Source organism: Thalassococcus lentus, from assembly GCF_028023555.1.
Classification (GTDB): Bacteria; Pseudomonadota; Alphaproteobacteria; order Rhodobacterales; family Rhodobacteraceae; genus Thalassococcus_A; species Thalassococcus_A lentus.
The window spans coordinates 125,026-139,029 of the sequence record NZ_JAQIOY010000006.1 but is presented as its reverse complement, the minus strand read 5'-3'; the positions used below and the strand labels follow the sequence as shown (position 1 = coordinate 139,029).

Sequence of the window (14,004 nt, the reverse complement as noted above, 5' to 3'; positions counted from 1 at the left end):
ATACCGCCTGTCGCACATTCGCCTGCGCAACGGCCCCGTTCAAAGGCTGCAGAACAGCCCCGATCAGGCCGTTAGCCCACAGAGCCTTCCAGTGAAATTGCCACCAGCTGCTGCGCTTCCATGGCAAACTCCATCGGCAGCGCCTGCAGAACGTCACGGCAGAATCCATTGACCACAAGGGCCACGGCTTCTTCCTCGTCCATGCCGCGCTGACGGCAATAGAACAGCTGATCATCATCCACCTTGGACGTAGTCGCCTCGTGCTCCACGCGGCTGCTGTTGTTTTTGACTTCGATGTAGGGAACCGTGTGGGCCCCGCATTTGTCACCGATCAACAGGCTGTCGCATTGGGTGTAGTTGCGGCTGTCCTTTGCCTTGGGGTGCATGGAAACAAGGCCACGGTAGGTATTCTGCGCCTTGCCCGCGCTGATGCCCTTGGACACGATCCGCGACTTGGTGTTCTTGCCAAGGTGAACCATTTTGGTGCCGGTATCCGCCTGCTGGTAGTTGTTGGCGATGGCGATGGAATAGAATTCGCCCTGGCTTTCGTTGCCGCGCAGAATGCAGGATGGGTATTTCCAGGTCACCGCCGATCCGGTTTCAACCTGCGTCCACATCACCTTGGCCCGATCGCCACGGCAATCCGCGCGCTTGGTGACAAAGTTGTAGATGCCGCCCTTGCCGTCTTCATCGCCCGGGAACCAGTTCTGCACGGTAGAATACTTCACCTCTGCATCTTCCTCGATGATGATCTCGACGACCGCCGCATGCAGCTGCGACGTGTCGCGCTGCGGGGCGGTGCAGCCTTCCAGATAGCTGACGTACGAACCCTTGTCCGCGATGATCAGCGTGCGCTCGAACTGGCCGGTGTTTTCCGCGTTGATACGGAAGTACGTCGAAAGCTCCATCGGGCACCGCACGCCCGGCGGCACATAGACAAATGAGCCGTCCGAAAACACAGCGCTGTTCAGCGTGGCATAGTAGTTGTCCGAAACCGGCACGACCGATCCCAGATACTTCCGGACAAGTTCGGGGTGCTCCTTGATGGCTTCAGAGATCGAGCAGAAGATCACACCCGCCTTTTTCAGTTCCGCCTGAAACGTGGTGCCGACAGATACGGAATCAAAGACAGCATCCACGGCAACCTTGCGCCCCTCGGCGGGCATGTCTTCGGCACCTTCAACACCGGCAAGAATCATCTGTTCCTTTAGCGGGATACCCAGCTTTTCATAGGTTTCCAGCAGCTTGGGATCGACCTCATCCAAGGACTTCGGCTTTTCCATCATGCTCTTGGGGCGCGCATAGTAATACTGGTCCTGAAAATCGATTTCAGGATAGTCGACCATGGCCCACTGCGGCTCTTCTTTTTGAAGCCAGCGCTCGTAGGCCGCCAGACGCCAGTCCAGCATCCACTGTGGCTCACCGTTCTTTTCTGAGATCAGGCGCACGATATCCGGGGTCAGCCCCTTTGGGGCGTATTCCATTTCAATCTCGGTTTCCCAGCCGTGCTTGTAGGTGCCAACGGATTTGACCGCTTCTACGGTTTCCGCATCGACGCCTTCCTTGACCGTGACTTCGTCCAAAGCTGCCATCTGCCTATCCTTCCGTTAAGCGGCCCGCGCGCGGTGCCGTTCGTATTTCCCAAGCCAGGTTTTCGCGAAACCCAACACATCATCTTCTGTTGTCTGCGGTCCCAGGCTCACCCTGATGGCGCTGCTGGCCACCGCATCGTCATAACCCATGGCGCGCAACACGCGGCTGGCGCGCACCTTGCCCGAGCTGCAGGCTGAACCGGCGCTCACGGCATAACCGGACAGATCCATCTGCATCACCTGCGTCTCACCCTTCCACCCCGGAGTGGCAAAACAACTGGTATTCGGAAGACGCGCCGCACCTTTCCCGACAAAAATAGTCGTATCGGCGGCAGCCTCAATGGTTTTTTCTAGAATATTTCTAAGTTTTTCCACTTCGGACCAAACACCGGCCTCGAGATCACGGGCAGCGGCCTCGGCGGCTGCACCGAATCCAGCGATGCCAATCACGTTCTCAGTGCCTGAACGCCGCCCCATCTCCTGCCCGCCGCCCTTGATTTGCGCGGCAATGTCAGTGCCGCGCTTCAGAACCAACGCGCCAATTCCCTTGGGCCCGCCCAGCTTGTGCGCTGAAATCAGCGCCATCTCAGCATCCATCCAGTTAAAGGCGACGGGCAGCTTTCCAAACGCCTGCGTGGCGTCCACAACGGCTATCCCCTTGGGTAAGTCCTGAATGACGCCGGTTTCGGAATTGGCCAGTTGCACAACAGACCTGCCGGGCTCCGTCACTTCGACCTGGCCACTCTCCGTCAAAGACAGGCTCGGCTCGATCCAAGACGCGACAGCATCATGCTCGATGTCAGCGCCCACCAAATCGCGACCAGCACAGGCCAGCGCGGCCGCTTCGGTTGCACCCGAAACAAACACCACATCTGCCCCATCGGCGCCAAAGGCGGCAGCCACCTGCGCCCGGGCTGTTTCAACCAATGCCTTCGCGGCCCGCCCCTCGGCATGCACCGAAGACGGGTTCCCGACCACGTCCATCGCCGCAATCATCGCGCTGCGCGCCTCAGGGCGCAAAGGCGCAGTGGCATTCCAGTCAAGGTAAACCCTGCTCATGAAAGGCCCTGTTTCTTTGTGCCGCAAATATCCCAGGGGGTTTGGGGGACAGCGTCCCCCAAGGTGTTGGGAACAGCGCCAAGGTTACTCGTCGGCATCATCGACCACCGCAAATAACTCAGGCACTGCCGGGCATGGCGCGAGCGTGTTGGCCACGACATCCGACAGCCGCGCCTGATGCAGGAAAACATAGACCTGCGCGGACAGGCTTTGCCACAAGCGGTTGGTCAAGGACTGTGCACGGCTGCCCGAGGCGGCACCGGATGCGCCAGCGCCCTTGTGCATCGCATCAACCGTTTCGTCGACCGCGGCCAGAACATCGACGACGCGAATGTCGGCGGCGCTTTTGGCCAAACGGTATCCCCCGCCCGGGCCGCGCACCGATTCCACCAGACCGGCCCTCCGCAGCTTTACGAATAGCTGTTCAAGATAGGGCAGCGAGACGTCCTGACGTCTGGAAATATCGCCCAGAGTGACCAGTCCGTCTTGGGGTTGCAGCGCGATATCGGTCAACGCAACCATGGCGTAACGACCCTTTGTACTCAGTTTCACCGCGACACCCCCCAAAAGCTAGGCAATTGACCTCGCCCGACCAATTGCCTATCTGCATCAAAGCCGAATTCAGCGGGACTCCCCGCGATTAGAACCATTCTAAGGTGTCAGAGCAAATTCGTCAAGAATAGCCACGCACCCCAGAGGAGCCCTGAACGCCCCATGCCCGAGGTAATATTTCCCGGACCCGAAGGCCGCCTGGAAGGCCGCTATCATCCGCAAAAAGACCGTGATGCACCGATCGCAATCGTGCTTCATCCCCATCCGCAATTTGGCGGAACGATGAACAACAAGGTCGTCTACAACCTGCATTACGCCTTCTACAACATGGGCTTTACCGTCCTGCGCTTCAATTTCCGCGGCGTTGGCCGCAGTCAGGGCGAATACGATCAGGGCGTGGGTGAGCTTTCCGATGCCGCATCGGCCCTCGACTACCTTCAGTCCATGAACCAGAACTCCAAGCACTGCTGGGTTGCCGGCTTCAGCTTTGGCGCTTGGATCGGGATGCAGTTGCTGATGCGCCGCCCGGAAATCACCGGTTTCGTATCAGTCAGCCCACCCGCGAACATGTATGACTTTTCGTTCCTGGCCCCCTGCCCCAGCTCGGGTTTGATCATCAACGGCACAAATGACCGTGTTGCGCCGCCGGCGGATACCCGTTCGCTGGTGAACAAGCTGCACGATCAAAAGGGCATCACAATCACCCATGACGAGATTGATGGCTCGGGACACTTCTTTGAAGAGCCCTACATGGACGAAATGATTGGCAATGTAACCGGCTACGTGAAACGCCGCCTTACGGAGACCACCCGCTAAAAAGGATCGCCATCATGTCCAAGGTTCTCGAAGATCTGGCTGACAAACTGGCCGCTGATACGATCAAGGCGATGGACGCTCTCGGCGATGATCGTCTCTACGAGCAGGTGGCCAAGGTGTTGGGCGCCTCCTCGCAAACATCCGAAGAGGCCTATCTGACCTCGATCCGGATCCGGCTTGCCGAAAGGCGTGCCCGGGTCTTTCTTAATGACCATGTCAAAGCCGCTTTGCAGGCCAAGAAAGAAGGCCGCGATATTCCGGATGCGGTTGCGCCTTCATCAGACAACGAGAACCTCTAAGCGCAGACAGACAATAGAAATACCGATTTTTTTCAAAGCCTTGAAATGCCCAAGCAGGTTCGTTTCAGCCTCAGGGCTGCAACGAATAGCGCGCACCCAGATCCTTCAGACCCGCGCGGATCAGTTCGGCCAGAACATCCAGATCCACCTTCGACAGTGCCCCAAGATATAGGCAGGACTTTCCCAGCTTATGAGGTCCGAGCCGGGACAGAATCTCGCTGAAATCTGCATAGCCCGGCATGATATAGACGACCATTTTGGCCTTGCGCGGCGCAAACCCAGTGGCAAGAAACTCGCCCTCGCGGCCACTGTCGTAGCGATAGGCATATTGCCCGTACCCCACGATCGAGCCGCCCCACATTTTCGGCTCCCAGCCGGTAACCGAGCGAAACAGTGTATCCAGCACAAGTGCATCGGCCGCGCGTCCGGCCGGCTCTACGGCATTCAGAAAATCATCGACGGATTGGTCTGTTGGTACGGTCTTGTTACCACTCATACGCGCCTCCACTATGGCCAATGTAGCATATCTCGCTTGATTGCGCAGCCGCGCCCGTGCCATCAGCGCCGCATGACCAGTCCGATCACCCCCCGCCTCGATGCGCAAATGGCTTTTCTCTATGAGGCCTGCAAACTCAAATCCGTTTCACGCGCAACGCGCATCAGCACGGGCGATCGGTTCGAAAACTCAGCCGAGCACAGCTGGCACATTGCGCTGTATGCGCTAACACTGGCCGAACACGCGCCAGAACCGGTTGAGATCGGGACAGTTATCAAGATGCTACTGCTGCATGATCTGGTCGAAATCGATGCAGGGGATGCGCCTGTTTTCGGAGACCATGATGTCGCCGCCATTGAACAGGCCGAACAAGCCGCAGCAACGCGCATATTCGGTCTCTTGCCTGAAGATCAGGCCAAGGCTTTCAGGCAGCTTTGGGATGAATTCGAGGCCAATGAAACGCCAGAGGCCCGTTTCGCCAAGTCGCTGGACAGATTCGCGCCACCCAACCTGAACCTGGCCGCTGGCGGCGGAAGCTGGACAGACTATGGCGTGACGATTGAGACCTTCGAAACCCGTGTTGCACCAAAAATCGCAAGCGGCGCGCCCGCGTTGTGGGAATGGCTTAAACCAAAGGCGCGTGCATTGCTGTCCCGATTGGCCGGCGACAATCCAACCATCTGATCCTGAGGATGCGTTCAGAAATGGATCGCACGTCCCCAGGCATCCAAGACGGATTCATGCATCATTTCTGACAGCGTTGGATGCGGGAAGACAGTCTGCATCAGGTCCTCTTCGGTGGTTTCCAACTGCCTGCCCACCACATAGCCTTGGATCAGCTCGGTAACTTCGGCCCCAATCATGTGCGCGCCCAAAAGCGCACCTGTTTTGGCATCGAAAACGGTTTTTACTAGGCCCTCAGGCTCGCCCAAGGCAATGGCTTTGCCGTTGCCGATAAATGGGAACCGTCCAACCTTGATTTCATAGCCCTGTTCCTTGGCCTGCGCCTCAGTCAGGCCCACGCTGGCGACTTGCGGATGACAATAGGTGCACCCGGCGATGCTGTCAGGATCGACGGCATGCGGATGCCCCCCAGCAATCAATTCTGCCACCATGACACCTTCGTGGCTTGCCTTGTGTGCAAGCCAAGGCGCACCGGCTAGATCACCAATCGCGTAGACCCCCTCGACGCCAGTCCGGCAGAAGGGATCGGTGACCACATGGGTCCGGTCCACTTTGACGCCCAATGCTTCAAGGCCGAGCCCTTCGGTATTGCCCACAATCCCCACGGCAGAAATGACCGTGTCGTATTCCGACGTTTCGACCTTCCCGCCCTGTTCGATATGTGCGGTGACTTTTCCTTTGCCGCGGTCCAGCTGTTTCACCATCGCCTTTTCGCGAATGGTCATACCCTGCTTTTCGAAAGCCTTCTTTGCAAAGCTGCTGATCTCGGCGTCTTCAACCGGAAGAATACGATCCATAACTTCAACAACCGTGACCTCAGCGCCCAACGTGTTGTAAAAGCTGGCAAACTCAATACCGATAGCCCCTGAGCCGATCACCAGAAGCTTGTTAGGCATACGCTTTGGCACAAGTGCATGTTTGTAGGTCCAAACCAGATCGCCGTCTGCCTCGAGCCCCGGCAGCTCGCGGGCCCGCGCGCCAGTTGCCAACACAATGTTGGCGGACTCCAGCGCTTCTGTGCCCTTGTCGGTCTTGACGGAAACCTTGCCCTTTGCCGTCACTGTGGCCTCCCCCATAAAGGCGGTGACCTTGTTCTTTTTCAGCAGATGAGTGACCCCGGAATTCAATTGTTTTGCTACGCCGCGGGATCTTTTCACGACAGCGTCCAGGTCAAATCCGATGCCTTCGGCCTTGAGGCCATACTCCGATGCACGGTGCATGAAATGGAAGATCTCAGACGAACGCAGCATGGCCTTGGTCGGAATGCAGCCCCAGTTCAGACAGATACCGCCCATGTGCTCACGTTCGACAATGGCAACCTTGAGACCCAGTTGCGCGCCTCGAATGGCTGCAACATAGCCACCCGGCCCTGCGCCGATCACGATCATATCAAAGCTTTTCGCGCCCATAACGTCCCCCCATTTCCTCAACAGGAGAACGCTAGCCTATCCCCAAGCGGGGGGCAACGCGGCTTTGCCGCAGTGTCAGGCCGCTTCGGTCTGTTCCAATCCGCGCAGCACTTCGCCGTAACCACCCATCTCGAAAAACTGACGTTCATCGTCTCGGTGAATACGCGACAGCGCTTCGTTGCGGGTGGGGAAACGGCCAAAGCGGCGGATCACTTCGCGGTGCGCACGCGCATGCAACAGGTTCGACGGGCTGTCCGAGAGGCGCTCTTTCATCAGACGCACGCAACGATCCTGATCACACAGGTTCTCTGAATGCATGAGCGGCATGTAGAAGAACTGCCGCGCCTCACCGTCAATCTTCAGATCCCAGCCGCGATGCAGCGCCTGTTTGGCCGCAGCCAAGGCAATCCGATCCGCAGCAAAGGCGCGGGCCTGATCGCGGAAGATGTTTCGCGAAAACTGATCAAGCAGGATCAGGTAGGCCAGCGTGCCGCTGGGATAGGTCAGCCATAGCGCAAAGCGGCCATCCAGCGCGCCTTCCAGCGTAGGTAAAAACCGTTCGCGGATTTTTGCGTCCAGCGCATCGTCCTGCTTGTACCAGCCCTCTGGGCCAACCTCGTCCAGCCAAAAGGCCAGGATATCTTCGGGCGTTGACATGCCCCTCTCCTTGCGTTTGTCAGACCTCGCGGTCATTGCCTGTGGATAAGTTCTGACACGCGAATGCAGTTTTCCACAATCACGAATTTTGTCATTTCCTGACAAACCGTAAGGGGAATTATGCGGCTTCTTCCTCTTCTGCCGTTTCGATGGCGTATTCCTGCGCCACTTCCATGACCACCGGAGTGGACGATGGCAGGATCGGTGCGTAGGCGCCTGTGTCCTCGATCGAAGGCGCAGAGCGCTGTGTCATCCGGTAGGCCGCATAGAGTGCCATCGTCAGAAGCGAGGCCGCGATCAGGCCGAAAAATCCTGGTGGACCAAAGGTTTGCATCAACCAACCGATCAGAAGCGGACCCGAGATCGCGCCCATACCGTTGATGAACAACAAGCCTGCGGATGCGCTGGCCATATCATCGACTTCCAAAAAGTCGTTGGTATAGGCGATGAGCAGCGAATAAAGCGGATTTGACGTCCCACCGATGAGAAACGCGGCGGCCGTCAACACGGGGAAATAGGCACCAAAAAGCAACGATACCACCGCCGCGGCGCCTCCTAAAACAGCTGCCATCATAATCAACCAACGACGATCCATGCGGTCAGACATCCAGCCCAGCGGGTATTGCATCACCAAAGCCCCTACGTAAAAGGCCGCAACAAAGATCGAAATCTGGCCAAGGCTCAGACCAACTTCGGTCGCATAAACCGCCGCCATACCGAACTGGGCCGAAAAGACTCCGCCCAGTAGAAACAGCCCGACGCAGCCCAATGGCGACACCCGATAGAGTTCACGCAGGTTCATAGGTTTGGTGGTGTCAAAGGCCGGGGTTGGCGAGACCGAAAGCAAAATCGGGGCAAAGGCGATCGAAACGAGGATCGAGGGGATCACAAACAACAAAAAGCCGCTTGAATCCGGCACCACCAGCAGGCCTTGCGCAATGATGATCCCGGACATTTGCATGATCATGTAGAGCGACAGGGCCTTGCCCCGAGTTTCATTGGTCGCCGAATTGTTCAGCCAGCTTTCAGCAGTGACGTACACACCGCAAAAGCAAAAGCCGATCACAGCCCGCCCCAGGCTCCATGCAATGGGGTCCTTGAGCGCCGGAAACAACAGCAAAACGGCCGAAACCAACGATCCCAAGGCCGCAAAAACGCGGACGTGACCCACACGGCGGATCATGTCGGGCGTCATGCGTGACGCAAACAAAAAGCCAGCGAAATAGGCCGACATCACCACAGACATTTCGAGCGAGGAAAACCCTTCGGCGGGCCCCCGGACACCCAGCAACGTACCTTGCAGGCCATTGCCAACCATCAGCAACAACATGCCCAGCATCAATGCCCAGGAATTTTTCAAAACATCAAACATGGCGGCCTCCGTTGCCCTGCCCCTCGCACTATCGGAATCGCGCTGCAAGCACTTGGTTGGATGCGACCCCCAAATCAGCGGCGTGTCGCATATGGGGCATGGATTACAGCGCTTGGATCACGCCTATGCACAAGAAATGCGCATTGAGCAGACCGGCTGCTAGGGCATCAGCAAAGACGCGTCACCGTAGGAAAAGAACCGGTATTGTTCTTTAATCGCATGGGCATAGATGGACTTGATGCGTTCCGGGCCCATCAAAGCCGAGACCAACATCATCAACGTGCTTTTGGGCAGATGGAAATTCGTCATCAACGCGTCGGTCACATTGAATTTGAATCCCGGGTAGATGAAAATATCCGTCACGCCTTCATAGGGCGCAATGGCCCCGTCACGCGACGCGGTTTCAATAAGCCGCAGCGCGGTTGTCCCGACCGGAATAATCCGACCACCGCTGGATCGTGTCTCAGCGATTTGAGCGGCCGCCTGTTCGCTGACCTGCCCCCATTCCCCGTGCATCTTGTGGGTGGTCACATCATCCACTTTGACCGGCAAAAAGGTGCCTGCGCCCACGTGCAGAGTGACATGCGTGAACTGCACGCCATGCTCGGAGAGCGCCTTGAGCAACGGCGCATCAAAGTGCAGCGACGCCGTCGGCGCCGCTACCGCCCCTTTGTTGCGCGCCCATACGGTTTGATAATCCTCATGGTCGCGCTGATCTGCCGGGCGTTTGGCGGCGATGTAGGGCGGCAAAGGCATGGCCCCTGCGGCTGACAAGGCCGCATCGAAATCATCGCCTTCAAGGTTGAACTTCAATGTCGCCTGCCCGTCCGAGCGCCCTTCCAGAGTCGCGCTCAGGTCTGCCGAAAACGTGATGACTTCACCGTCTCTTACCTTTTTCAAAGGTTTGACCAGTGCGGCCCAGCTGCCGTCTGACTGCGGCTCAAGCAAGGTTGCCTCGATCCGGGCTTCGGTCAGCCCGCTGTCGCCCAGCCGTTTGCGCAGACCCGATAACCGCGCCGGGATCACCTTAGTGTCATTGAGGATCAACCGATCACCGGGGCGCAGCCAATCGGTCAGTTGGGTCACACGCGCATCCGTGATCCGGTCGCCCTCGGCAACCAGCAGCCGTGCCGAGGATCGTGGCGATGCCGGGCGCGTCGCAATGAGACCTTCGGGAAGGTCAAAGTCGAAATCGCTCAATTTCATAAGTCTGTCCGGGGTTATTGTGAGACCTGCGGCGGAGGTCTGCGGAAAATGTCACGGAACATGCCCGGGGTGAAGACAGAAAGCGGATTGACCGTGACCTGCGGCTGCGCAATCGGGCCGCGCAGGTTGAAATTGAACCCGATCAGCCCTTCGCCTTTGCGCGAAATCAGGCGGCCAATGCCGTTGAGGATATAGATCGGGGACAGGACACCCTGCATGTCCATCTGGCCCGAAGCCATATCGTAGTAGCCATCCATTGAAATCCCCATTGAAGGCCCAACCGCGCTGGATCGGGTCAGAACCACCCGGTTTGGGGTCAGACGAAACCGCGCGTCAACCTCGGCAAAAAAGATGCCAGGCCCATTCAACTGATCGATCAGGCCGACAATGCTGATTGCATCCAAAAGCGCACCGATCGCCGGTGCGTTGCGCAGGCGCGCGCCTTCGATCGTCAGATCGCCGTCATAGCTGCCAGTGGTGCCGCGTACAGGCGCCAGATCCAGTTTGAATGTCCCGTTCTGGACCGTTTTGATCAGGCCCGCCGCCTTCAGGATGTCGCCCGCGTCCTCGCCGCGCACCCGGAACGCGCTGCGCCCGTTTTGTGGCAAGACCCGGCCCGTAATCGGTGCATCGCCAAGCAGGGCAGAAAAACGCCCTTCCATACCTGCGCCCGCGACGAATTCTCCGGCAAAGCGCTGCAGGTCTATGCTGTCAGTGACCCGCAACCTGTCGAGAGATATGTTCAATGGCACACCCGCCCCGGATGCCGAGCCGTCGCCTGAGCCGGAACCGCCGCCAAAGGCTGCCCGCCGCAAATCCACCGATCCGCCCGACACTTCTACTGCAGGGGCCTGCCCTTTGCCGCGCCCCCGCAGGCGGCCTGTGACATCCAGCCAACCGCCCAGCTTGACCGTATCGAGCCGCAACTCTTCAAAGCCGCCGTTCGCGGCCAGTGACAACTTGCCTTTGGCATCCAGACCGCCCGCCGACAGAGACAGCGCGTCAATTTGAGCAGGCTCCGATAAGCTGCCAGCCACGCGGAAACTGCCTTTGGCTGCTTTGGACAACCGCCAGCCTAATTGTGGGATGGCAAGGCCAATCCCGGCCAGCCCGCTTTGAACGGCAAATTGCGGGGCGCTGTTTTTCACCAAATCCACGGTCAACCGGCCGCTGCCTGAGCCGGTTAGGAACCCATCAGGCAAATCCACACCAAAGGCAGCCAGCCCCTTTTGGTCGATTTGCAGATCGGCAGTGATTTGACCTGCCTTGCCATTGAACGGCTGCACCCATTGCCCTTTGGCCCGGACGCCCGACAAGGTCACCGGACCGTCTATGACCAATTGGCTGTTGGTCACGGCAAAGGCCAGTTCTTGAGATGTCAGATCGCGACCCGGAACAACTGCGCTGGTCACATCACGGGCAGTGCCCTTCAGGTCGAGCGCTATTTCCGACAGTTTCACGCCGCGGCGCAATGGCAGCGCGATGCGCCCCGTAACCTCTGCCACACCGTTAGCGATATCCGGCGTGCGTTTAACCTTGGCCAAAACGCGCCAGGCGTCGTTGTCGATATATGACAGTGCAGCTTTGACCGGCCCGCGTGCCTTGAGCTTCACTTCACCCGGTCCGCCCGGTTTGTTGATCTCGGTCATGACAAATTCGCTGCCAGCCACGTCGATCGTTCCGCCAGTGGCCGGGGTTATCGTGCCTTTTTCCAGCCTGAGCCCAAGACGGTTGTCAAAGATGCTGAGGCGTCCCTTGCCGTTGCGGACCGGTGGCAACTTCTTGTTGTAAAGAACGTGACCGTCATCAAAGGCAAAATCCAGATAGGTTACTGGCTTTTCACCGGGTTCTGCCCGCAGCGAAAAGATGACATCGCTCAGCGTTCCGCCCAGAACATGTTCCGACACCCATTTACGTGGCTTTGGCTTCAGGTCTTCTGGCCAGAACGACATCACCTGTTCCGGGTTGGTTTCGCGCGCGGTGGCATCCAGCGCCAACTGCCATCCATCCGGCCGGGCCACCAATCGGCCCGATGCACGCAAAGGCAAATCAGGATCTGACAGGCTAAGCTGCCCCAGCTTCACTTCGAACGGCCGCAACAACAGCTTGAAATCCATGTCCGCGCCCTTGAGCGCGAAATCCCGATCAAGCAACGTGCCTTTGGACAAGGCAATCTGCGACAGCCGCACCTGCCCCAGCAGCGCGGTCGGCCATCCTTGATCCAGACCTTCCAGCTTGGCCGTGCCATCCGCTGACACTCGGCCCAGCGGCGATGTAACCGAAATTTCATCAAATCGCAGTTGGCCGAGGTCTGGAACATAGGTGAAATACGCGCGTGCGCTGTCAAACGGCACAGGCTTTGTCTGCGCGTTGGGCTGCAAAACCCCGCCAGCGATCTGTAGGGTCGCATTCAAAGGACCCAAACGGCCATCGTCGTCCAGCCGCGACCGCAAAGCGCCCGAGATCGGCGCATCAATTGCCTCGAGCCACGCAAGCGCCGGTGACTGGCTGGCAATGTCTTTGGCGGCCAGATCCCGCAACGACACGCCAAAATCCACCGAGGTGCCACCAATCGGGCTGCTGGCGTTCAACTCGATCGAAGCGACACCAGCTCCCCCGCTCAACAGAGCGAAGTCTCCGAACAAATCCAGCGTGTTGCCGCTTCTTGTAATCTTCAGGCGCCCACCATCAACGGTCCAGCCACGCCGCGCGCGCTGATCTTCGAAACGGATGGTCAAAGCATCGGCATCAACACTTTTCAACCCGGCAAGACGCGGGTCCGCAAAAGCCTGATCGACGATGGAAATCATGTCCGGAATGCCCGGTGAATTGGAGCCGACCGCAAAAGCATCGCCCAATGCCAAACCCAGTTTGCCACCTGCGTCGCGCGTGACCGTAACGAAAGCCCCGGAGATTTGAGCCGTCTTCAATTCAGGAGAGCGGCGCAGCAGCGACAGCGTGTTAAAGCCAGCCTCAAAATCCGAAAGCGCGGCCACCGGCAGACCCTCTTGGGTATCAAGACGCACATCCCAAAGGATAATGCGCGACAGCGCCAGACTGTCGACCTGCACACTCATGCGTCCGAAGGCGACGCGCATGCCCGGCAAATCCTGTGCCAGACGTGCCTCGATCCGTTCACGCAGCCAGACCGGCGCATCGAGCGTCCGGCCCATAATTGCAAAAGCGCCCCCGGCGATGGCCAGACAAAGCGCGGCAAAAACCGCAAGCACGACGAGACCGCCACGCCGTTTTCGGCGTTCGGGCTGCGATTTTTCGATCTTGTCGCCCTCGCTCACTGGAAGCTCAGCCTTTCCGGATTATTGTTGGTCCATGCGCCGCACCTGAGCGCAAACATAGACGATCTGCCACAAGGAAACACGCATGTCTGATGCCGCACTGGTTATGGCCCCCGATTTCACCCTGCCGTCTACGTCAGGTGATGTCTCACTTGCCGATTTGAAAGGATCAAAATTCGTTCTTTTCTTCTACCCGCGCGACGACACGTCCGGATGCACCAAGGAAAACGAAGCCTTCACCGCGCTTCAAGCCGAATTTGCCGCCTCAAACTGCAAGCTATTCGGTGTCTCGAAAGATAGCATTGCCTCTCACGAAAAATTCATGGCCAAAAAAGCCTTGAGCGTCCCGCTCATTTCCGACGAAGGCAGCGATCTGTGCGAAAACTTCGGTGTTTGGAAAGAAAAATCCATGTACGGCAAGAAGTTCATGGGCATTGAACGCTCGACCTTCTTGATCGACGAAGAGGGACGGATCGTTCAGGAATGGCGCAAAGTCAAAGTACCGGGCCACGCCGAGGCTGTACTGGACGCCGTGCGCGCTCTTTAAGTTCCAACAAACGCACCGA

13 protein-coding genes are annotated in these 14,004 nt (G+C 58.2%); 4 read left to right on the top strand and 9 right to left on the bottom strand.

Annotated features, from left to right (window positions below):
* Positions 1 to 71: 71 nt before the first annotated feature.
* The 3 genes from sufB to iscR form a co-directional block, all read right to left on the bottom strand.
* Positions 72 to 1,592, bottom strand: coding sequence for a Fe-S cluster assembly protein SufB (gene sufB, locus PFY00_RS14750; protein ID WP_271433348.1), 1,521 nt, complete (start codon positions 1,590 to 1,592; stop codon positions 72 to 74).
* A 15-nt stretch (positions 1,593 to 1,607) separates the two neighbouring features.
* Positions 1,608 to 2,651 carry a cysteine desulfurase family protein gene (locus tag PFY00_RS14745; protein WP_271433347.1) on the bottom strand — a complete coding sequence of 348 codons (1,044 nt, stop codon included), beginning with the start codon at positions 2,649 to 2,651 and terminating at the stop codon, positions 1,608 to 1,610.
* An 84-nt stretch (positions 2,652 to 2,735) separates the two neighbouring features.
* Positions 2,736 to 3,203: a Fe-S cluster assembly transcriptional regulator IscR gene (gene iscR / locus PFY00_RS14740; protein WP_271433346.1), complete on the bottom strand. Its 468-nt coding sequence runs from the start codon at positions 3,201 to 3,203 to the stop codon at positions 2,736 to 2,738.
* 162 nt (positions 3,204 to 3,365) lie between these two features.
* On the opposite strand from iscR, the gene PFY00_RS14735 reads away from it, so the two are divergent.
* Together PFY00_RS14735 and PFY00_RS14730 are read left to right on the top strand one after the other, a co-directional pair.
* Positions 3,366 to 4,019 carry an alpha/beta hydrolase gene (locus tag PFY00_RS14735; RefSeq protein ID WP_271433345.1) on the top strand — a complete coding sequence of 218 codons (654 nt, stop codon included), beginning with the start codon at positions 3,366 to 3,368 and terminating at the stop codon, positions 4,017 to 4,019.
* 14 nt (positions 4,020 to 4,033) lie between these two features.
* Positions 4,034 to 4,318 carry a hypothetical protein gene (locus PFY00_RS14730; protein WP_271433344.1) on the top strand — a complete coding sequence of 95 codons (285 nt, stop codon included), beginning with the start codon at positions 4,034 to 4,036 and terminating at the stop codon, positions 4,316 to 4,318.
* A gap of 70 nt (positions 4,319 to 4,388) precedes the next feature.
* Here the strand turns inward: PFY00_RS14730 and PFY00_RS14725 are convergent, their stop codons facing one another.
* Positions 4,389 to 4,814: a DUF1801 domain-containing protein gene (locus PFY00_RS14725; RefSeq protein WP_271433343.1), complete on the bottom strand. Its 426-nt coding sequence runs from the start codon at positions 4,812 to 4,814 to the stop codon at positions 4,389 to 4,391.
* A 72-nt stretch (positions 4,815 to 4,886) separates the two neighbouring features.
* Between PFY00_RS14725 and PFY00_RS14720 the strand changes: the two genes are divergently transcribed.
* On the top strand, positions 4,887 to 5,498 hold the full coding sequence (locus PFY00_RS14720) for an HD domain-containing protein (RefSeq protein WP_271433342.1): 612 nt from the start codon (positions 4,887 to 4,889) through the stop codon (positions 5,496 to 5,498).
* 14 nt (positions 5,499 to 5,512) lie between these two features.
* On the opposite strand, the gene lpdA is transcribed toward PFY00_RS14720, so the two are convergent.
* The 5 genes from lpdA to PFY00_RS14695 all read right to left on the bottom strand — a co-directional run bounded on the left by lpdA (position 5,513) and on the right by PFY00_RS14695 (position 13,438).
* Entirely contained in the window at positions 5,513 to 6,907 is a 1,395-nt protein-coding gene (gene lpdA / locus PFY00_RS14715; protein WP_271433341.1) for a dihydrolipoyl dehydrogenase, read from the bottom strand.
* A 75-nt stretch (positions 6,908 to 6,982) separates the two neighbouring features.
* Entirely contained in the window at positions 6,983 to 7,564 is a 582-nt protein-coding gene (locus tag PFY00_RS14710) for a DUF924 family protein (protein WP_271433340.1), read from the bottom strand.
* Positions 7,565 to 7,682: 118 nt separating this feature from the next.
* Positions 7,683 to 8,936, bottom strand: a complete 1,254-nt coding sequence (locus PFY00_RS14705) for an MFS transporter (protein WP_271433339.1) — start codon at positions 8,934 to 8,936, stop codon at positions 7,683 to 7,685.
* 159 nt (positions 8,937 to 9,095) lie between these two features.
* Positions 9,096 to 10,142, bottom strand: a complete 1,047-nt coding sequence (gene queA / locus PFY00_RS14700) for a tRNA preQ1(34) S-adenosylmethionine ribosyltransferase-isomerase QueA (protein ID WP_271433338.1) — start codon at positions 10,140 to 10,142, stop codon at positions 9,096 to 9,098.
* 14 nt (positions 10,143 to 10,156) lie between these two features.
* Entirely contained in the window at positions 10,157 to 13,438 is a 3,282-nt protein-coding gene (locus PFY00_RS14695; protein WP_271433337.1) for a YhdP family protein, read from the bottom strand.
* Positions 13,439 to 13,523: 85 nt separating this feature from the next.
* Here PFY00_RS14695 and PFY00_RS14690 point away from each other — a divergent pair, with 85 nt between their 5' ends.
* Positions 13,524 to 13,985: a peroxiredoxin gene (locus tag PFY00_RS14690; protein ID WP_271433336.1), complete on the top strand. Its 462-nt coding sequence runs from the start codon at positions 13,524 to 13,526 to the stop codon at positions 13,983 to 13,985.
* The last annotated feature ends 19 nt before the right edge of the window (positions 13,986 to 14,004 follow it).

What these genes read in the sequence shown, in the direction of transcription:
- sufB (WP_271433348.1), bottom strand. Translation starts at nt 1,592, where the DNA reads ATGGCAGCTTTGGACGAAGTCACGGTCAAGGAAGGCGTCGATGCGGAA.
- PFY00_RS14745 (WP_271433347.1), bottom strand. Translation starts at nt 2,651, where the DNA reads ATGAGCAGGGTTTACCTTGACTGGAATGCCACTGCGCCTTTGCGCCCT.
- PFY00_RS14735 (WP_271433345.1), top strand. Translation starts at nt 3,366, where the DNA reads ATGCCCGAGGTAATATTTCCCGGACCCGAAGGCCGCCTGGAAGGCCGC.
- PFY00_RS14730 (WP_271433344.1), top strand. Translation starts at nt 4,034, where the DNA reads ATGTCCAAGGTTCTCGAAGATCTGGCTGACAAACTGGCCGCTGATACG.
- PFY00_RS14725 (WP_271433343.1), bottom strand. Translation starts at nt 4,814, where the DNA reads ATGAGTGGTAACAAGACCGTACCAACAGACCAATCCGTCGATGATTTT.
- PFY00_RS14720 (WP_271433342.1), top strand. Translation starts at nt 4,887, where the DNA reads ATGACCAGTCCGATCACCCCCCGCCTCGATGCGCAAATGGCTTTTCTC.
- lpdA (WP_271433341.1), bottom strand. Translation starts at nt 6,907, where the DNA reads ATGGGCGCGAAAAGCTTTGATATGATCGTGATCGGCGCAGGGCCGGGT.
- PFY00_RS14710 (WP_271433340.1), bottom strand. Translation starts at nt 7,564, where the DNA reads ATGTCAACGCCCGAAGATATCCTGGCCTTTTGGCTGGACGAGGTTGGC.
- PFY00_RS14705 (WP_271433339.1), bottom strand. Translation starts at nt 8,936, where the DNA reads ATGTTTGATGTTTTGAAAAATTCCTGGGCATTGATGCTGGGCATGTTG.
- queA (WP_271433338.1), bottom strand. Translation starts at nt 10,142, where the DNA reads ATGAAATTGAGCGATTTCGACTTTGACCTTCCCGAAGGTCTCATTGCG.
- PFY00_RS14690 (WP_271433336.1), top strand. Translation starts at nt 13,524, where the DNA reads ATGTCTGATGCCGCACTGGTTATGGCCCCCGATTTCACCCTGCCGTCT.